The 18,647-nt window shown below is 71.7% G+C and carries 17 protein-coding genes and 1 pseudogene; 7 read left to right on the top strand and 11 right to left on the bottom strand.

What is annotated here, in order from left to right:
* Positions 1 to 62 precede the first annotated feature (62 nt).
* Together ACFU53_RS12550 and ACFU53_RS12545 are read right to left on the bottom strand one after the other, a co-directional pair.
* Positions 63 to 341 (bottom strand): DUF397 domain-containing protein, encoded by a 279-nt coding sequence (locus tag ACFU53_RS12550; protein ID WP_326583570.1) that lies wholly within the window; start codon positions 339 to 341, stop codon positions 63 to 65.
* Positions 342 to 350: 9 nt separating this feature from the next.
* A complete protein-coding gene (locus tag ACFU53_RS12545) occupies positions 351 to 1,211 on the bottom strand; it encodes a helix-turn-helix domain-containing protein (RefSeq protein WP_383989852.1) in 861 nt (286 codons plus the stop codon).
* A gap of 306 nt (positions 1,212 to 1,517) precedes the next feature.
* Between ACFU53_RS12545 and ACFU53_RS12540 the strand changes: the two genes are divergently transcribed.
* The 3 genes from ACFU53_RS12540 (at position 1,518) to ACFU53_RS12530 (ending at position 5,057) form a co-directional block, all read left to right on the top strand.
* Positions 1,518 to 2,291 carry an ATP-binding protein gene (locus tag ACFU53_RS12540; protein WP_383989849.1) on the top strand — a complete coding sequence of 258 codons (774 nt, stop codon included), beginning with the start codon at positions 1,518 to 1,520 and terminating at the stop codon, positions 2,289 to 2,291.
* Positions 2,282 to 2,752: a hypothetical protein gene (locus ACFU53_RS12535; RefSeq protein ID WP_383989846.1), complete on the top strand. Its 471-nt coding sequence runs from the start codon at positions 2,282 to 2,284 to the stop codon at positions 2,750 to 2,752. The genes ACFU53_RS12540 and ACFU53_RS12535 overlap by 10 nt, the downstream gene beginning before the upstream one ends.
* A gap of 301 nt (positions 2,753 to 3,053) precedes the next feature.
* Positions 3,054 to 5,057 carry an ABC transporter ATP-binding protein gene (locus ACFU53_RS12530; protein ID WP_383989843.1) on the top strand — a complete coding sequence of 668 codons (2,004 nt, stop codon included), beginning with the start codon at positions 3,054 to 3,056 and terminating at the stop codon, positions 5,055 to 5,057.
* A gap of 2 nt (positions 5,058 to 5,059) precedes the next feature.
* Here the strand turns inward: ACFU53_RS12530 and ACFU53_RS12525 are convergent, their stop codons facing one another.
* The 4 genes and pseudogenes from ACFU53_RS12525 to ACFU53_RS12510 form a co-directional block, all read right to left on the bottom strand.
* A complete protein-coding gene (locus ACFU53_RS12525) occupies positions 5,060 to 5,245 on the bottom strand; it encodes a hypothetical protein (protein WP_383989840.1) in 186 nt (61 codons plus the stop codon).
* A gap of 204 nt (positions 5,246 to 5,449) precedes the next feature.
* Positions 5,450 to 5,942: pseudogene (locus ACFU53_RS12520) on the bottom strand (DUF899 family protein); the annotation flags it as partial.
* Between the two features lie 169 nt (positions 5,943 to 6,111).
* Positions 6,112 to 7,521 carry an amidohydrolase gene (locus ACFU53_RS12515; protein ID WP_383989837.1) on the bottom strand — a complete coding sequence of 470 codons (1,410 nt, stop codon included), beginning with the start codon at positions 7,519 to 7,521 and terminating at the stop codon, positions 6,112 to 6,114.
* 114 nt (positions 7,522 to 7,635) lie between these two features.
* Positions 7,636 to 9,618, bottom strand: a complete 1,983-nt coding sequence (locus ACFU53_RS12510) for an FUSC family protein (RefSeq protein ID WP_383989834.1) — start codon at positions 9,616 to 9,618, stop codon at positions 7,636 to 7,638.
* A 765-nt stretch (positions 9,619 to 10,383) separates the two neighbouring features.
* Between ACFU53_RS12510 and ACFU53_RS12505 the strand changes: the two genes are divergently transcribed.
* Both ACFU53_RS12505 and ACFU53_RS12500 read left to right on the top strand, forming a co-directional pair.
* Positions 10,384 to 11,133 (top strand): SDR family NAD(P)-dependent oxidoreductase, encoded by a 750-nt coding sequence (locus tag ACFU53_RS12505; RefSeq protein WP_383989832.1) that lies wholly within the window; start codon positions 10,384 to 10,386, stop codon positions 11,131 to 11,133.
* Positions 11,134 to 11,321: 188 nt separating this feature from the next.
* Positions 11,322 to 12,098, top strand: coding sequence for a hypothetical protein (locus tag ACFU53_RS12500; protein WP_383989829.1), 777 nt, complete (start codon positions 11,322 to 11,324; stop codon positions 12,096 to 12,098).
* 442 nt (positions 12,099 to 12,540) lie between these two features.
* Here ACFU53_RS12500 and ACFU53_RS12495 read toward each other — a convergent pair whose 3' ends face one another.
* Both ACFU53_RS12495 and ACFU53_RS12490 read right to left on the bottom strand, forming a co-directional pair.
* Entirely contained in the window at positions 12,541 to 13,290 is a 750-nt protein-coding gene (locus tag ACFU53_RS12495) for an aspartate/glutamate racemase family protein (RefSeq protein ID WP_383989826.1), read from the bottom strand.
* A gap of 2 nt (positions 13,291 to 13,292) precedes the next feature.
* Positions 13,293 to 14,804: an NCS1 family nucleobase:cation symporter-1 gene (locus tag ACFU53_RS12490; RefSeq protein ID WP_383989823.1), complete on the bottom strand. Its 1,512-nt coding sequence runs from the start codon at positions 14,802 to 14,804 to the stop codon at positions 13,293 to 13,295.
* A gap of 194 nt (positions 14,805 to 14,998) precedes the next feature.
* Here ACFU53_RS12490 and ACFU53_RS12485 point away from each other — a divergent pair, with 194 nt between their 5' ends.
* A complete protein-coding gene (locus ACFU53_RS12485; protein WP_383989820.1) occupies positions 14,999 to 15,730 on the top strand; it encodes a GntR family transcriptional regulator in 732 nt (243 codons plus the stop codon).
* A 49-nt stretch (positions 15,731 to 15,779) separates the two neighbouring features.
* Here ACFU53_RS12485 and ACFU53_RS12480 read toward each other — a convergent pair whose 3' ends face one another.
* The 3 genes from ACFU53_RS12480 to ACFU53_RS12470 all read right to left on the bottom strand — a co-directional run bounded on the left by ACFU53_RS12480 (position 15,780) and on the right by ACFU53_RS12470 (position 17,943).
* Positions 15,780 to 16,028, bottom strand: a complete 249-nt coding sequence (locus tag ACFU53_RS12480; RefSeq protein ID WP_383989817.1) for a hypothetical protein — start codon at positions 16,026 to 16,028, stop codon at positions 15,780 to 15,782.
* An 86-nt stretch (positions 16,029 to 16,114) separates the two neighbouring features.
* Positions 16,115 to 17,074, bottom strand: coding sequence for a prolyl aminopeptidase (pip, locus tag ACFU53_RS12475; protein ID WP_383989814.1), 960 nt, complete (start codon positions 17,072 to 17,074; stop codon positions 16,115 to 16,117).
* Positions 17,075 to 17,184: 110 nt separating this feature from the next.
* Positions 17,185 to 17,943 (bottom strand): uracil-DNA glycosylase, encoded by a 759-nt coding sequence (locus ACFU53_RS12470; protein WP_383989811.1) that lies wholly within the window; start codon positions 17,941 to 17,943, stop codon positions 17,185 to 17,187.
* A gap of 64 nt (positions 17,944 to 18,007) precedes the next feature.
* Here ACFU53_RS12470 and ACFU53_RS12465 point away from each other — a divergent pair, with 64 nt between their 5' ends.
* Complete coding sequence (locus ACFU53_RS12465) at positions 18,008 to 18,514, top strand: RNA-binding S4 domain-containing protein (protein WP_383989808.1); 507 nt, start codon at positions 18,008 to 18,010, stop codon at positions 18,512 to 18,514.
* Positions 18,515 to 18,647: the final 133 nt, after the last annotated feature.

Here is an 18,647-nt window from a genome sequence, read left to right as displayed (position 1 = left end):
AGGTGATCAACTCAGGGCCAACATAGGGAATTGACTGAACAACAGGGAGTGCGCAACAAGCCTCAGGACAGCAGGAAGTCGGCCACCCCCGCCTTGGCGCCCTGGATGAACGCGTTCATCTCGTCGGGCGTGTAGATCAGCGCCGGTCCGTCGGGGTCGGTGGACTGCCGTACGGCGATCCGGCCGTCGGCGAGCTTCATGGCCTCCAGGCAGTTGCCGCCGTTGCCTCCGCTCCAGGGCTTGTGCCAGCCCTCGCTGCCCAGCTCCCGGGCGGGCATGCCGTTGTAGACGCGTATGTGCGACTGCGTGCGCGTGCGCGACTGCGACTTGATGAATTCCATTCGGTGTCTTCAGAGCTCCTTGCGGAGATCCCGGAGGATCTCCTTCGTGCGTTGTGCCGTGGCGGCCTGCGCCGCCATGCGGTCCATGACCTCGAGGTGGGTCGCCACCTCGGAGCGGTCGTCCAGATAGACGGCGCCGGTCAGGTACTCGCTGTAGACCATGTCCGGAAGTTCGGGCATTGCGAAACGGAACAGGACGAACGGCCCGTACGTGCCGGGGTGTGGTCCCGTGTCGAAGGGGGCGACCTGCAGCGTCACATGGGACAGCTCCATGGCCTCCAGCAGTCGATCGATCTGGGCGCGCATGACCGCCGGTCCGCCGACGGAGCGGCGCAGGGCGGTCTCGTCCATCACGAACCACAGCCGGGGCGCGTCCTTACGGGTGAGCAGTTCCTGTCGTTGCATGCGCAGGGCGACATGGCGCTCGATGTCATCGGGCTTGGTCTGGCCGATGGCGCCCGAGGTCATGACGCTGCGCGCGTAGTCCTCAATCTGCAGCAGCCCGGGGACGAAGTGGGGGTCGTAGCCGCGGATCAGGCCCGCCGCGCCCTCCAGGCTGACGTACATGGAGAACCAGCCCGGCAGGATGTCGTGGTAGCGCTGCCACCAGCCGGGTCTGTTGGCCTCCTCGGCGAGCCGAACAAAGGTCTCGGCCTCCTCGTCGCCAACCCCGTACGCCTTCAGCAGCAGTTGGAGGTAGGGAATTTTGAGGGCGACCTCGGCGGTCTCCATACGACGGACCGTGGCGGCGGCGACGTGCAGGATGCGCGCGGCGTCCTCGCGCCTGATGCCCGCGCGCTCGCGCAGGTCCAGCAGGCGCCGGCCGAGCACGACCTGGCCGACCGTCGGCGCGGACCGCGGCTCGCTCATCTCGCCTCTCTCCCCTCTGATCTGACTCTGCGACTCTGCGACTCTGCGCTGACCTGCGTCGGTGCCCGGCCTGTCCGGTCCCGACAGCCCGGCGGCGCCGTTCGGAGGCCTCGCGCGCCGTGCATGTCCATGTACACAATCGAACACTGTGCGTGCATACGAACATTGTGCGAGGGATTTCCAACTGGCGCCGCTACACGTGCTGTTGCGTGCAGTGTGCCATGACCGTTCAGAGAGTCATACGGCACTCTGTAATTTTCAGAGTGACACTTGCCAAGTGTTCACGGCGGGGCGATAGTGGCAAGCGTGATTCCGCCCCCTGCGCCGTTAGGAACAGACGCCGCCGGAGACCGTGTCGGTCCCGGTCCGGCCGCCGGGGCGCGCCCCGAGACAATCGCCGAGCGCCGGTTTCGATTCGAGCTGGCCGCGCACCCGGGTGCCGTGGCCCAGGCCCGGCGTGTGACCCGTACCCAGCTCACCGGCTGGGCCCTCTGCGAGGACACCTGCGATACGGCCGCCCTGGTCGTGTCCGAGCTGGTGACCAACGCGATCGTGCACACCGCGAGCACCCAGATCGTCTGCGAGCTGCACGACGGCGACGAGCTGGTGCGCATAGCGGTACGGGACGAGGGCTGCGCTCCAGGTGAGCCGCATCCCTCGCCCCAGCGGCCCGAGGAGGAACACGGGAGAGGGCTGCTCCTCATAGAGTCCCTCTGCCGCTCCTGGGGGGCGCAGCCGGTCGGCCTGGGGCTGCTGGTGTGGGCGGACGTGCCGCGAGGGCTCCTCACCGGCGCAGCCTCCCCCGACCTGGGCGCGAGCACGGTCACGAGCCTGACCGCGAGCACGGACACGGCGGCTCGGTCCGATCTGGGCTGGGGTGCGAAGAAGCCGCCGACCGAGGACCGGGACGGCGAGGCGGAGGCGTTCCGCCTCGCAAGTGCCGACGGTCGCAGGAGTGCCGAGGCCCTCATGGGTGCTGATGGCCGTGCGGCGGCCGGGGGCCTCGTGGGTGCCGAATGTCGTACGGAAGTCGAAGTCCGGCCGGAAGTCGGACGGCGGGCGGGGGCCGAATGGGTGTGAGCGCGTCGTTCGGTCCCACTCTGCCCCCCGGTGGGGGCAGAGTGGCCCGCGTGGTGAGCCTCGACACCCTGACCCGTCTGCGCCGCGCCCAGCGGCCCGCAGCGACGCCCCGCCCCATTCCCCTGCCCGAGGGCATGACCGCGCCCATGGGGTGCGACGCGGTTGCCGTCCCCGCCCGCTTCGGGCCGATGGTCCTGCCCCGGCTGCCCCGTGTGGGCTGCGTCTACGCCGACCGGGCGCACTGGTGGTGGATCGTGCCGGCCGACTCCGACTACGCGCTGGAGTGGCCGGCGCCGGCGCGCTACACCACCGGAGCGTTGGTCGCCGACGGTTCGGCCGTGCCCGGCCTGATCCTGCGGCCGGAGGGGGCCATTCCCTATACGCCGCCGATACCGCTGTATCTGGCGTTGTGCAGGGTGACAGGGACTACGCCGTCTTGGTGTCGGACGATGACTGCGTAAGGCTCCGCCGGTTGGGGCGCGTTCTTGCCAGGGGATGCGTTCCTGGGTCCCCGCCAAAGAGTTTGTGGGCGGTGGGTCGTTTCGCGGCTGCTGCAGACCGTGAGGCTGGTCTGACATGTTCCCCGCGCCCCTGATGGCGGGGCCTTCGGCCCGCCATCAGGGGCGTCGCGGCGTACTTCCTCCTGCCTCTTCGCGCCCCGCGTGCCCCGGGCGGGTGGTGGCATCGTTGTCGTGCGCCCTGGTCGGAAGAGGTACGCGCCGGGATAGTGGCCTGTCGGCGACGACTCGGGGGAGGCCGTGGGTGGGGAAGGCGCGTGATGGGGGCAAGCCGGAGACGTCGGAGTCGGAGCTGCTGCTGTTCGGGGGGCCGCTGCGGTACGACATGGGCTGGTCGCAGCATGCCAACGCGTTTCTGGAGCTGAACTTCCGCGCGATGGTGCGACGGCTGCCGTCGCTGCTCGCGTCGAGTTTCCGGCTGGCCTGGCAGGCGGACCGGCGGGCCGCCCGGACCGTACTGGCCGCCGAGACGGGCCGCGGCCTCGCCCAGGCGGTGAACCTGCTCGCAGTGAACGCGATCCTGGCCCGGCTGATCGCGGACGGCACGGTCGAGGAGCGACTACGGGGAGCCGCCCCCGCGCTCGTCACCATCGCCGCCGTGATGCTGGTGTCCACCCTGCTGCGAGCCGCGTCGACATACGCCACGGGCCGGCTGGAGCCCAAGGTGGAGCGGGTCGCGACCGAGCTGTATCTGGAGCGGGCGGCGGCCGTGGAACTGTCCGCGATCGAGGACGACGGCTTCCACAAGCTGCTGGACACCGCGAAGTACGGCGCCCAGTCGGCACGCCGGATGATCAGCTACTCGGCGCGCGTGGTGAACGCGATGATCTCGCTGATCGCGGCGGCCGGTGTGCTGACCGTGCTGCACCCCGCCCTCCTCCCGCTCCTCGTCACGATGACCCTGCCGAGCTCCTGGAGCGCCCTGACGATCGCCCGCCGCCGCTACACGTCCTTCCACGCCTGGGTGCAGCACGCGCGCGCGGGATATCTGATCGGCTCCCTGCTGATCGAGCCGGAGGCTGCCCCGGAGATCCGGGTCCACGGCGTCGGCCCGTTCCTGCTGCGCCACTTCCGCTCCATGTCGGAGACGGCGGAGGCCGAGCAGGCACGCCTGGCCCGGCTGGCGGCCCGTACGGGCCTGTACGCGGCCGTCTGGACCGGGCTGGCCACCGTGGCGACGTACGCGACGCTGGGCGGTCTGCTGCTCACCGGCGCCATGGCGCTTTCCGTGGCCGGTACGGCGGTCATCGCCATCCGCACCGGCTCCACCAGCCTCGACACACTCGTCCTGGAGGTGAACTCCCTCCACGAAGAGGCCCTCTTCGTGGGCGACATGCAGCGCCTGTACGTGGAGGCCGCCAAGCGCGCGATCCCGGAGGGCGGTGATCCGCTGCCCGAGGACCCGCGGGAGATCCGGGTGGAGAACGTGACCTTCACCTATCCGGGCAAGGCCACCCGGCCCGCGCTCAGCGACGTCACCCTGACCGTGCCACTGGGCAAGATCGTGGCGCTCGTCGGCGAGAACGGCTCGGGCAAGACGACCCTGGTCAAGCTACTGGCCGGGCTGTACACCCCCGACCAGGGCAAGATCATGTGGGACGGCGTGGACGCGGCGGGCGCCGACCGGCGGCAGCTCGCCGAGCGCATCGCGATGGTCGCGCAGGACTTCAAGCGATGGCCCTTCACGGCCCGCGTCAACATGGCGATCGGCCGCCCCTCGGCACCGCTGACCGAGGAGCGGCTCGCGGCGTCCGTCGCGGAGGCCGGGGCGCAGGACGTGGTGGAGGATCTCCCGCGCGGCCTCGACACGCTTCTGGGCAGGGGGTTCAGCGGCGGGCACGAACTGTCGGGCGGGCAGTGGCAGCGCCTCGGCATCGCGCGGGCTGCGTACCGGCGCGGGCGCATCCTGATCGTGGACGAGCCGACCGCGGCCCTGGACGCCCGGGCCGAACTGGAGGTCTTCGAGAAGATCCGCGCCCTGGCGGGCACCGGTCAGACGGTCGTCCTGATCACCCACCGGCTGGCGTCGGTCCGTCACGCCGATCTGGTGCACGTCCTCGACCAGGGCCGCCTCGTGGAGTCCGGCACCCCGGACGAGCTGCTGGCCACCGGCGGGGTCTACGCGGAGCTGTACTCGCTCCAGGCGGAGCAGTTCGCGGCGAAGGTACCGACAGGGCAGGCTTCTACGGCGAAGGTACCGGCAGGGCAGGCTTCCGCGGCGAAGGTTCCCGCCCCGAAGGCGGGGTGAGGTCAGGCCGACGCGGTCGCGGCGGTGTCGGCGCCGCGCACGATGACCAGGAACATGTCCGTCGCGATGTCCATCACGACCTCGGCCTGCTGCCCTTCGAGGCGGGCCGCGTGCGCCAACTCCTCCGCCGGCCACGAGCCGCGCGGCCCACCGGCGGGAAAGCGTCCCAGCACCGTTCGCCCGTTCACCCTGCACCTCCATGTCGCGCTGTACCCGTGAGCCCGTAGCCCGCAGCTAGTCAGCTCGTAGATTTAAACGCCAACCATGGGGTGAACGGCTCGCGAAGTGACGGTACTGAGACGTAGTTGACACGAGGTCAACAGCCGATCGTGAGGTACCTCTCAGAAACCACACATTCCGGTGACTCTACGTGCCAACACTTGCACTATTTGTCACTCCTCGTACTCATCGTGGTAGCGCGTCCGCTCGCCGTCCACCGTCCCCAGCGCCGTGAGGTCCAGCAGTCCGGCCGTGGAGCCGAACTCCTCCAGGCCGCGCCCGTACGCCGAGTACGTGTGGATGACACGCTCATGCTTCCTTGCGCGCCTTGAAGGGGAGGATTCGTGTGTACGGCGCCCGCGACACGACGGCGAACTCGGTCCCCCGCTCCCGCAGATGCGCGAGGTGCCCGATCTGGTCGAGGAAGGCCGCGCAGTCGCGGGAGCCCGCGTCCCACTCCGGGGCGAACACGACGTGGTACACGATCAGTGGACGGCGCTCCTGGAAGAGATCCGGGCAGCGTCGCCCTTGTCGTCCCCGCCCTCGAAGACGTACTCCTCGTCCACCTCGACCATCGGCAGCCGCCGCGCTCGGCGTTCGGCGCGTCCCGCGCGCGTGTGCGGGCCTTCTCCTTGACAGCGGATCCTCCCGCGCAGCGCGCCATTCCTCTCCTCACGCGGGACGATCCGCGGAAGCGACATGTGTCGCTCCTCCGGTGCGGCGCGGTGCGGTGCCGTGCGGTGCGGTGCGTTCCACTGGGTGGGCCGGAGGGGAAGCGGAACTCATCGGTGGGGCGGGACTTCTCTGCCGAGCACCTCTGTCGCGCCGTCGCCGCTCACTGGGGTGGCTTGTCGTAGTCCTGGATGCGGCCGCCGTGGCTGCGGTCGGTGAGTGGAGCCAGGCGGTCCGTCAGCTCCCGTACGGTCGCCGGCACGTCGACGGTGAGCAGCTCGCGGTCGCGCATGAGGACGCGGCCGTCGACGATCGTGGTGCGTACGTCGGCGGAGCGGGCGCTGTGCACGAGGGTGGCGGCGAGATCGTGCACCGGCTGGGTGTGCGGGCCGCTGAGATCGACGAGGACGATGTCGGCACGCCGGCCGGGGGCGAGGCTGCCGATCCACTCCCCCAGCCCGACGGCCCGGGCGCTCTGCAGTGTGGCGTGGTGCAGGGCCTGGCGGGAGGTCAGCCAGCGCGGGTCGCCCTCGGTGGACTTCTGCACGAGCGCGGTGAGGGCCATGGCCTCCCACACGTCGAGGGAGTTGTTGGAGGCGGCCCCGTCAGTGGCGAGCCCGACGGGGACGCCGACACGGCGCAGGGCGCGCACCGGGGTCGTGGGCCAGGCGAACTTCAGATAGCCCCGGGGCGCGGTCGCGACGGCCACCGGCCCGGTCGCCCGCTCCAGGATGGGGAGGTCGCGGGCGATGATGCCGGTGCCGTGGGCGATGAGCACGCCCGCGTCGACGCCGAGCAGCCCGGTGCGCTCCAGGACCTCAATGGGCGTGACGCCGTGCCGGGTGAGGCTGTTGTCGGTCTGGTCGCGGCTCTCGGAGGCGTGCAGATGCACCGGGAGGCCGTGCGCGCCGGCGAGTTCGGCGGTCGCGGCGAGGTCGGCGTACTCGACGGTGTAGGGGGCGTGCGGGGCGAGCGCGGTGGTGATACGACCGTCGGCCGCACCCCGGTGCCGTAGCGCGAACTCCAGGGACTTCTCACGGCCTTCGGGCCCCTGCGAGGAGAAGAAGGCCTCCCCCAGATGCGCCCGCATCCCGGTCTCCTCGACCACGGCGGCGACCGTGTCCATCGAGAAGTAGTGGTCGGCGAAGCAGGTCACCCCGCCCCGGATCATCTCCGCGCAGGCCAGCCGGGCCCCCAACTCCACGTCCAGCGCCGTCAGGTTGCACTCGACGGGCCAGATGACGTCGTTGAACCACTCCTCCGCCGGCAGGTCCTCCGCGATGCCGCGCAGCGCCACCATCGGCGCGTGCGTGTGGCAGTTGATCAGCCCCGGCATCGCGACCTGGCCGCGCGCGTCGATCCGTTCCGCCGTGGCCACGGGGGCCGTCTCCTCCGCCGGCCCGATGCTTGCGATCACCCCCTCCCGTACGACGATCGCGGCGTCCTCGACGAAGGCGATCCCCTCGTGTTCGTCGTGGACGAGGGCGGTGCAGCCGGTGATGACGAGATCGGCGGGAGACGGCGAGGCAGACGAAGTCGAGGAGGAGGGTGACGAGGACGGGGGCGGCGTCATGTCGTCACGGTACGACCGTGGCGGGCTCGGGAGAGGTGTGAATGGGGCATCCGGTGAGCGGAGGGGGTGGGATCCGGCCTCGTCCGGCGGGCACCGCGGGGCCGGCGTGCGGGCTCACGCGCTCAGGCCCTGCCTCGGCAGTACGTCGGCCACGTCCGGTGCGTCGGGGAGGCTCACGCCGGCGTGCCTCTGGTGGCGCGCGAGTTCGTCGAGGAGTGCGGTGAGCCGCTCGGTGTGGCGGCGGCTGAGTCGTCCGGTGTCGTCGAGGTGCACGGCACAGGCGGTGGTGGTGTCGACCAGCCGTTCGAGGATGGCGGCGACCTCGTCGGTGCCCTCGGTGTGCCGGGCCAGGGCGGGCAGTTCGGCTTCGGAGAGGGCGATCGCGGCGCGGGCCCGGGCGAGGGCGCGGTAGGCCTCGCGGCGCAGCGTCCAGCGGGCGGCACGGTCGTCGGCCTCGCCCGGCAGGGCGGCCCCGACGGACACGGTGACGCCGTTGGGGGTGGACGCGCCGCTCGACGGGGACGTCCCGTTCGCTCCGGAGCCGGCGCCCGGCGCGCGCGACTCGTTCAGGACGTGTGCGAGGTAGGCGTGCGCGGCCGTCCCCGCTTCGGTGAGCCGGGCGCGTACGCCCCCGCCGCGCTGGTCCTTCGGCATCGGCAGGTGGCCGACGATCAGGACGATGGCGCAGGCCAGGAGCGTCTCGGCAATGCGGCTCCAGGACGCCTGGGGGTCGCCGCCGACCATGACGAGGGCGAGGACGAGGACGGTGACGACGGCGGTCTGGGCGGCGAAGTGCCGCGTGGCGACGGGTATCAGGGCCCCGCTGACCGCGACCAGCGCGATGAGCCCTTCCGGCCGGGGCAGTACGGCGGCGAACCCGGCGAAGAGCACGGCGCCGAGCATGGTCCCCGCGGCCCGGCAGAGCACCCGGGACACGAGCGGCCCCAGATCGGGCTTGACCAGGAAGACGGCGGTCGCGGGCAGCCAGTACCAGTGCTCGTGGTGCAGCACCTGTGCCACGGCCGCGCTGGCCCCGAAGGACAGGGCGACCCGCAGCCCGTACTCGCGTCCGCCGGACCCGAGGCCGAGCCGTACGAGCGACCCGAGGGTACGGCGGCGGGTGTGCAGGTCGTGCGCGTCGCCGCCCCGGTCGAAGGCCTCGGCGGCACGCAGGAGCGCGTCGTCGAGGGCGCGCAGCGCGGGCGCTGAGCGGGAGGGCGCGGGCAGCGGCCCGGTGGCGGTGTTGCCGCGCACGGCGGCGGCGAGCCTTCGGGGCCCTTCGGAGGCACGGCCGACGACAGCGTCCCCGGCCCAGGCCAGCGCGGTCGCCGCCTCGGCCAGAGGCAGCGCGGCGGCGTACTGGGCGTGCAGCCGCCGCTCGGACGACGAACTGGCGTACCGCCGCAGCCGTGGTCCGGCGAGCGCGTCCTGGGCATGATCGAGGGCGGCGGTCAGCGCGGCCCGCCGGGCGATCGCGTCCGGGGTGCCGACGGCGTCCAGCAACCCGGCGACCGCGTCGTACACGGCGGCGACGGCATCCCGTTCCCCGTCGAACCGGTAGTCACCGGCGGTGAGGACCGCGGGCGTGGGCAGGGCGAGGCGCAGCGCGAGCAGCCATCCGGCACCGGCGAGATAGGCGAGCGCCCGCTCCCACCCCGGTTCCGGCAACGGCATCCCGGCCCCGATGGCGGCCGCGACCAGCAACTGCGTACCCGCCCCGGACGCCACGGGCCCGACCGCGCTCATACCGCCGGCGAGCAAGCCGAGCGCGGTGAGCAGCAGGGTGAGGACGACGGCCCCGGCGTACTGTCCGGCGTACGTCCCGGCGAGCAGCCCCACGGCCCCGGCGAGCGCGGGCACCCCGAGCCGCTGCACGGCCACGCGCCGGCTCCCGGGCCGGTCGTTGATCCCGGCGAGCATGGCGCCGAGTGCGGCGAGGACTCCGATGGAGGGCCGCCCCACCAGCACGGCCACGAGCAGCAGCGGTCCACCGGCCAACGCCCCTCGCACCACCGCGTTCCAGGGCACCGGTCCCCTTTGCGCACGCAGAGCATGGGCGAGCCAGGGCGGCAGGACTAGGGCAGCGGGGCGGGACACGGGGCTCCTGTCGTCAGGTAGGGCCTGTCTTTCGGATCAGGCCGACTTCAGGCAACAGCGCCTGATGGCCATGGGTGAGCGGGGCCTGGTGCGTGCATCTCCATGGCGGAGGAGGGCGTCGACGCGATGGGGGTCCCTCCCGCTCGAGCGAAGCCGAGAGTGGGGGAGTCGGCAACCGACGACAACACCGCGGATGCGCGTACCAGGCCCGCGTCCCAGGGCTGATCCGAAAGACAGGCCCTGGAGCGGGTGTGTGCCTTCGGGCGACGGCGGCCGGGGCGTTGGTGATATCAGTGACGGCAGGCAGTTGATGCGCCAGCTGATGGCATCCGTTACTTGTGCTCTCCACCGTAGGTCCCGAACCTGGAGAATATGGAACGCTCGTATTACCGCGATGTGACGATCCCTGCAGAGGCCATGTTCTTTATGAACGGAATTACCGCCGTGGAGTCGCACGGACCGGGGTGACCAGCGAGAAGGACCCGACGCCGAGCCGTGGCTCCTGGATGTCGCCCGGCTCCTGGACGTCGACCGCCGGCCGGCTGTCCATGCCTCTCACCCGGCGATCCCCCTGCACTCCGGCGAGCCGCGGCTGACCCGGCCCGGCGCGGGAAGGGTGATCGAATCCGGCACGTGCTCCCGGCAGGGGCGGACGGGACGGACGGGGGCGCCCGCAGGGGCGGTCCGAACTGCGGTCGACTGCGTCGCGGCCGATGCTGGTGGTGGGGTGCCGATGACGGCCGTACTCAGGAGCGGGAGGTCGTGATGGGACGTCTGAGCGAGCGGGTGGTGATCGTCACCGGTGGGGTCGGAGGGATCGGGGCCGCGGTGACACGGCTCCTCGCGGCCGAGGGGGCCGACGTGGTGATCGCCGACGTCCGTGACGCCGAAGGAGCGAAGCTTGCGGCGGAACTCGGCGGCCGCGCGCGCTACCTGAACCTGGACGTCAGCAGCGAGGACGGCTGGCAGCGGGCGGTGGCCGAGGTGGAGCGGGACCTGGGCCCGGTCTCGGTGCTGGTGAACAACGCGGGGCTCGCCGAGTGGGGCTCGATGGAGGAACAGTCCCTCGCATCGTTCCGCCGAGTCCTCGACGTCAACCTCCAGGGCCCGTGGCTGGGCATGCGCGCGGTGGCGCCCTCGCTGCGCCGGGCCGGCGGCGGGGTGATCGTGAACGTCTCCTCCCTCGCCGGACTGACCTCCTACGCGGGCATCGGATCGTACGCGGCGAGCAAGTGGGGGCTGCGCGGGCTGACGAAGACGGCCGCACTGGAACTGGCCCCCGACGGGGTCCGCGTCTGCTCCGTCCACCCCGGCGCCATCCGCACCCCGATGACGGCCGGCTTCGGCGACTCCTACACCTCGGGCCAGCCCATTCCCCGGTTCGGTGAACCCGAGGAGGTCGCCCGCATGGTGCTCTTCATCGTCACCGACGCCACGTTCTCGACGGGCGCCGAGTTCGTGCTGGACGGCGGCATCCTCGCAGGCCAACCCACCGTCGTGACCGCGGACGACTGACCCGGCCGCCGCATCCGCGGCCACCGGTCCGGTCCTCGGCGGCCTCGTCACCCTTCGCTTCGGTCGATTGTCAGTGGCGTGCGCTTCAATGAAGTCGTCGTCACAGAGAGTGACGATCGGGACGCGTTCCGGGTGCGCTGTGGCGCGCCTGGAGCCAGGTGTGCCGGGGCTATGGGGGAGGTCGCGCCATGGGTGGCTACGAGGAGGACGGCCAGCGGTATGTGTCATTGGCCGGGCTGCGGGTCCGAGGGTGGACCGGCGGAATGGTGCACCGGCTGCTCGGGGAAGCGGACCGGCTCGGTGTGAACCCTCGGTTCAGGGATGCGCCGAGGGTCCGGCTGTATCGGCTGGAGCGGGTCGAGGCAGCCGAGCGGACTGAGGAGTTCCGGGAGGCGGCGGAGTCCTCGGGACTCAGGTCGGAGGCGGTACGGGCCGCGATGCGGCGACGGAAGAAGCAGATCCTGGAGCGGATCAGGAACGAACCGATCGACGTACCCCGCCTGGATCCGGGCAAGTTGGCGCTACGGACGGTGGAACACCGGGCGAGGAAGGAAGCGGAGTGGGGCCGGGCGGGGAGCCCGGGCCTCGGCGACACGACCACGCACGGCACCCCCGGTCACCCCTCACACGGCACCACCGACCTCTCCCCAGGCGGCACCACCGATCCCCCCTCGCGGGAAACCGCCGATCACACCTCGCGGGACACCGCCCACCCTTCCTCGCTCGGCCCCATCGACCGCTCCTCTCTCGACCCATGGAAGGTCGACTACCTACGCCACCGCCTCGGCCACTACGACCGGTTCCTGGACGCATGGCCCGGCCACGGGCGGAGTTCCGGACGGGCGGAGGCCGCGACGCTGTTGCGGGCGCGGATCTGCGCGGCCATCGCGGAGGCGTACCCACCCCTTGCACAAGAGTGCGAAAGGCAAGCGCGTGATCAAGGGGTTGGTCCACCTCTTCAGTGAAGCGGGCGGTCGAATAGGCGCCGAAGCAGGGCGGTCGGGGCGGTCGCGTCCTTACCCTCCGGCGTATGCGAACGCGAAACGATCAAGCCCGGCACGTCACGAACGCCTGTCGTCCTGTGCCGTTCTGCGGCCGGCCGCCGACCCCGCCGAGGACCGCCGGTTCGCGCGCTCGGACCTCGCTTCGCTCTTCGAGGGCGCCCTCGGGGAGCGCATCGACCCCGACTCGCTCACGGCCACGTGCGAACGGGAGCTACGGATCCGGCCGGGATCGCACAGGCGGGCGCACCGGAACGACGACGAGTACCGAAGGAGGTATTGGATCACGGACAAACCCCCGGCCCTCAAGGGGCGCGGGGAACCGCGCGCCCAGCCACCCACAAGCCCGCAGCCGCCGACGAAGACAAGGAGCACCCCTACCGCGCCCCCGTCCCCCGCTCCCCGATCACCCGGCCCCCGACTTATCCGATCCCCGACTTATCCGATCCCCCGGCCCCCAACTCCTCCTCTTCGGCAACGGCTTCGCATACCCCCCCACCCGGCTGGTGGTCAGCCCCAGCGCCACCAGCGACTCGGCGAGTTTCACGGCCGCCCCCACCCCGTCGACGACCGGCACCCCCAGCTTTTCCCCCACCGTCCGCTGCAGCCCGGTCATCCCGGCGCACCCCAGGACCAGCACCTCGGCCCCGGCGTCCCGGGCCCGCTGCCCGGCCGCGAGGAAGGCCTGGGTGGTGCGGTCGGAGTCGGCGAGGTCGAGGACGCCGAGCCCGGTGCCGACGATCGCCGCGCAGTTGCGGCCCACGCCGGCGGCGTCCAGGCTGTCCTCGATCTGCCCGCAGGAGCGTTCGAGCGTGGTGACGACGCCGTAGCGCCGCCCGAGCAGACAGGCGAGGTGGGCGGCGGCCTCGGTGATGTCGACGACGGGGACATCCACCAGTTCGCGCGCGCCCTCGCGCCCGTGCTCCCCGAACCCGGCCATGACGACGGCGTCGTACGGCTCCTCGTAGGTCCGCAGGGTGTCGAGGACAGCCGCGGCGGAGAGGTAGCTGTCGAGCCAGCCCTCCGCGGACTCGGGCCCCCAGACGGGGGTCAGTCCGGTCACGGTGGTGCCCGGGCCTGCAGCGGCCCGGGCACCTCGCACGATCTCCTCGGTCATCCCCTGCGTCGTGTTGCAGTTGGTGACGACGATACGCACGCTCAGCCCTCCACGGCCGGAGACCCGGCGGTACCACCGCTCACGCCGACCGGCTCGGCCCCCGCAGGCTCCGCCGCGGCCCGCTCGTCCCGGCACAGCACGGCGTACAGCCCGGCGGCCAGCGCCGTACCGATGAACCAGGAGTACGGGGCGACCTCGCTGAAGGTCGTCACCAGAGCGAGGACCGCCGAGACCGCCGCGGCCGGCAGGAATGCCCACAGCGCCTTGGGGTTGACGCCCTTGCGGTAGTAGTAGCGGGAGCCGGGCTCGGCGTTGAAGAGTTCGTCGACGTCGATGCGGCCGCGCTTGACCCAGAAGTAGTCAAGCATGATCACGCCGAACAACGGGCCGAGGAAGGCGCCCAGGCCGCCGAGGAAGTACTGCACGACAGTGGGGTTGGAGAAGAGGTTCCACGGGGTCACGACCAGCGCGGCGACCGTGCTGATCATGCCGCCGACCTTGAAGGTGATCTTCTGCGGCCAGACGTTGGCGAGGTCGTACGCCGGTGAGACGAAGTTGGCGACGATGTTGACGCCCATGGTGGCGATGGCGAAGGTCAGGGCGCCCAGGACGAGGATCCAGGTGTTGCCGATCTCGGCGACGAGGTGGGCCGGATCGGTGATCGCCTTGCCGAAGACCTCGATCGAGCCCGCCGTGACGATGACGGACACCACCACGAAGGCGGTCGAGTTGATCGGCAGTCCCCAGAAGTTGCCTCGCTTGACCGTCCGGTAGTCCGGCGCGAAGCGTGAGAAGTCGCAGAAGTTGAGCATCAGCGTGCCGTAGGTGGCGAGGACCAGTCCGATCGCGCCGAACCACTGCCGCCACTGCTCGCCGATCGAGACCGGGTTCGGGGTCGAGGTGAGGGAGATGGTCCAGCCGGCCTTGGCGAGGATCCACACGGCCAGCGCGATCATGACCAGCCAGATCGCCGGGCCGCAGAAGTCCTGGAACTTACGGACCGACTCCATGCCCTGGCTGATGATCAGCGCCTGGATGAGCCAGAGGGCGACGAAGGTGAGCCAGCCGAGCTGGTGCAGGCCGAGGAAGGAGTTGTGGGTCCAGGACTCCAGGCCCGGCCATGCGGCCAGCAGCATGATGTTGACCGCGACGGACGCGAGATAGGTCTGGATGCCGTACCACATGATGGCGATCACGGCCCGGATGATGGCCGGGATGTTGGCGCCCCAGACGCCGAAGCTGATGCGGCTGACCACGGGGAAGGGCACGCCGTGGCGCTGCCCGATCTTGCCCATCCAGTTCATCCCGATGTAGATGATCACGAAGCCGACGAGCAGCGACGTGAACACCTGCCAGACGTTCATGCCGAGAACCAGTAGGCCCGCGGCGAACGTGTAGTTGCCGAGGTTGTGGACGTCGGACATCCACAGGGCGAAGAGGTCGAAGACCTTCCAGTTCCGCTTCTCGGCGGGGGCGAGGTCCTCGTTGGTGAGGCGGGGGTCGGGGACGAACGCTGTGGTGCCGGTGGCTTCGGCACTGTCGGCGAGGGACACGGGGCCTCCAGGAGCGAGAGGAGACGAGGGTGGGTGGTGGGGACGGGCGCGGCACCGGTGTGGGGGGCCGGGGAGCACCACGGATTGTTTGGTATACCAAACTGCCGTCATAGTCCTCCCGTCAACCGTTCTGACCGATGTCGCTGTCGTTAACGCCACGTAAAACACCCCTCGCGTCGGCGAAGATTGGCCCCATGAGCTCCCTGGCTCCGGAAGGAGCGAAGATCGAACCCCTCGGCGCGGTGCGCGAGCGCGTGCTGGGCACCCTGCGGCAGGACATCATCGCGGGGCGTCTCCGCCCGGGCGACCGGCTGGTGGAGCGCGAGCTGGCCGACCGCTTCGGGGTCTCCCGCGTCCCGGTCCGCGAGGCGATCCGCGCGCTGGTCGCCGAAGGCTTCGTCCTCTTCGAGACCCCGCGCCGCACGGTCGTCCGCCGTCTCACCCCGGCGGACGTGGCGGAACTCTTCGAACTGCGTGAGGCGCTGGAGGTGTACGCCGCCGGGCTCGCCGCCTCCCGCGCCACCCCGGAGTCCCTTGTGGAGCTGTCGGCGCTGCTCGACCGGGCGGCGGTCGCGACCCGCGCCGGAGACGCCGAGACGATCACCGACATCAACACCCGATTCCACGACCGCGTCCTCGCCATGGCCGGCAACAGCCTGCTCATCTCCGTCATGGAACCAGTCGACGGCCGACTGCGCTGGCTGACCCGCCAGAACACCGAATGGCACCAACTCCTCACCGAACACCGCGAGTTGTACGATGCCATCGCCTCCGGTGACCCGGACCGCGCCCGCGCGCACGCCCTCACCCACGTCCGGACCAACTACCGGTCGACCGTGCGACACCTGTTCGGCGAGGACGGCGACATCGGCGCGGAGGGCGAAGGAACCGCGGAGGGCGAAGGAACCGCGGAGGGCGTACCGTAGACCCCGGCGCACCGTGGGCACCGCTTCGCCCGCACCGCCACCCGTCGACTCAGCCAGTCGCCGGGGCAGTTGGGACGTGGGGCATGGTCAGCGGCCGTGGGCTGTCGAGCGGTGCGGCGATCGTGGGCCGGAGGCCGAGCCGGTGGTGTGCCACCAGCGTCTCCTGGCGTCCGGCTGTCTGCCGGGCGGCCTCGTCGGGCACCGGCCCGCCGGTCGGCACGGGCACCGGCCCGCCGGTCGGCACGGGCACCGGCCGCCGGTCGGCACGGGCACCGGCCGCTCCGGCCGCGACCTGCACGTCACCCTCGGCTCACGGTCTCGGCCTGGGTGCGCCTTCGGACGAGGCCAGCTTCTCTCGGGACGGCCCTGGCGACCTCGCGGCCTTCAGCCCTTGGCGTATTTGTCCGTCGCCTCCACCAAGGCCGCCGCCACGTCCGGCGCGCCCGCGTTGTGTCCCACATCGTCGATGAGGACCAACTCGCTGCCGGGCCAGGCGTGGTGGAGACGCCAGACGATGCCGAGAAGGTTGCCCGGGTCGAGGCTGCCCTGGACGAGGGTGCCCGGGATGCCCTTGAGCCGGGGCGCGTCGCGCAGGACGACGCCGTCGCCGCCACCGTCGAGGAAGTGGCCGTTGCCCCAGTAGTGGGTGACGGTGCGGGCGAAGGCGTAGCGGAACACCGGGTCCTCGTAGCGCGGCACGGAGCGGGGCGGCTGCGCCGCGATGGCCGTCTCCCAGTCGGTCCAGGCCCGCGCCGCCCGCGCCCGCACCGCCTCGTCGGGCGACTCGATCAGCCGGTTGTACGCGGCCGGCAGGTTCCCGTCCCGCTCGTCCTCGGGCAGTTCGGCCAGGAACCGTTCGAAGGCCTCCGGGAAGAACTGGCCGAGTCCCCTGGTCAGCAGGGCGACTTCCGCGTCGGAGGCCGTGGTGACCCCCGTGAGGACCAGTTCCGTCAAAGCCTCCGGATGCGTCTGCGCGTACCGCAGGCCGAGCGCCGACCCCCACGACACACCCCACACCAGCCACCGCCCGATCCCGAGGTGGCGCCGCAGCAGCTCCAGGTCGGCGATCAGCCGATCCGTCGTGTTGACGCTCATATCGGTCTCGTACGCGCTCGCCGGCGGCGTCGAACGCCCGCAGCCACGCTGGTCGAGCAGCACGATCCGGTACGCCTCGGGGTCGAAGAGCCGCGGGAACCACGCGTTGGCCCTGGACCCCGGCCCGCCGTGCAGCACGACCGCGGGCTTGCCCCGCGGATTCCCGCAGACCTCCCAGTACACGCGGTTGCCGTCCCCGACATCGAGCAGGCCGTGGTCGTACGGTTCGATCTCCGGGTAGATGGGCATTGCGCGACCCTAACCGGCGTACGACGGCGTCGGCAGCCGTTTTCCGCCGGGCCCCGGCCCGCCCCGGCCACCCGACCGCCCGGAGCGTCCCGACCGCCCGGCCACCCCGACTACGACGAGACACCCAGCCCCGCGGTCTTCGCCGCCGTACGCAGGACCTCGCGCAGCATGGCGGGGGTCAGCCGGCCGGTGAAGGTGTTGCGCTGGCTCACGTGGAAGCAGCCGAAGAGGTCGAGGCCGTCGAGCGGTACGTGGGTGCCGTGGCCGAAGACGGGCCGTGGCCGGGGCACGTCCCAGCCCGCCTCGGCCAGCGCGGGCAGCGCGGCCTGCCAGCCGAAGGCCCCGAGCACGACCACGGCCCGCAGCGTCGGCCGCAGCAGCTCCAGCTCCCTGACCAGCCACGGTCGACAGGTGTTCCGCTCCTCGGGCGTCGGCTTGTTGGCGGGCGGCGCGCAGTGCACGGGTGAGGTGATCCGTACGCCGTACAGTTCCAGTCCGTCGTCGACGCCGACCGCCGTGCCGCGCGAGGCCAGACCCACGTCGTGCAGCGCCGCGTACAGCACGTCGCCGGAGCGGTCGCCGGTGAACATCCGTCCCGTTCGGTTCGCCCCGTGCGCGGCGGGGGCGAGCCCGACGATGAGGAGCGCGGCATCGGGCGGCCCGAAGCCCGGCACCGGCCGCCCCCAGTACTCCTGGTCGGCGAACGCGGCCCGCTTGGTACGTGCCACCTCTTCCCGCCACTCGACCAGCCGGGGACAGGCCCGGCACCCGCTGATCCGTGCGTCGAGCGCGGCCAGCCCCATGACCTCACCGCCACCCCCGCTGCCGCCACCTCCGTTGCCGCTGTCACCACCGCTGCCGCCGCCCATGTCTCCACGGTACGTCCGGTGATCGCCTCTCCTGGGCGGTCGACCGGGGAGCTAAGGTCGAGGCATGGCTTCTGAAGGCACGGAGGAGCGGACGAGCGGTCCGGACACCACGAACCCGGGCTCCGACGGGTCGGCGGCGGCGTCCGCCGAGGCCGCCCGCCCGGCGAGCGGCGAGTCCGTGCGCGTCGACAGCTGGATCTGGTCCGTCCGCCTGGTCAAGACCCGCTCGATGGGCGCCACCGCCTGCCGGGGCGGCCACGTCCGCGTCAACGGCGACCGCGTCAAGCCCGCCTACGCGCTGCGCGTCGGCGACGAGGTGCGGCTGCGCCAGGCCGGGGGCCACGAGCGGATCGTCGTCGTCAAGCGTCTGATCCGCAAGCGGGTCGGCGCGCCCGTCGCCGCCGAGTGCTACGTCGACAACTCCCCGCCGCCCCCGCCCCGCGAGGCCACCGCCCCCGCCGGCATCCGCGACCGAGGCACCGGCCGCCCCACCAAACGCGACCGCCGGGACCTGGAACGCCTCCGGGGCCTGGCCGAGGCCGCGAACGCCGAGCGCCACCGCCCCACGTAGGCAGTGGCGGGCGCCCTGCGTAGACGGCCGCGGGCGCCCTGCTGGCTTTGGGGAGCGCGCCCCACCCCGGCATCCCACCCCGCCGAGGGCATCGCCGAGGGGCTTCCCTGCGACTACCGGGAAACCCCTCGGC

It is taken from the genome of Streptomyces sp. NPDC057474 (genome assembly GCF_042802555.1).
Taxonomy (GTDB): domain Bacteria; phylum Actinomycetota; class Actinomycetes; order Streptomycetales; family Streptomycetaceae; genus Streptomyces.
This window is presented reverse-complemented; position numbering and strand designations above follow the sequence as displayed.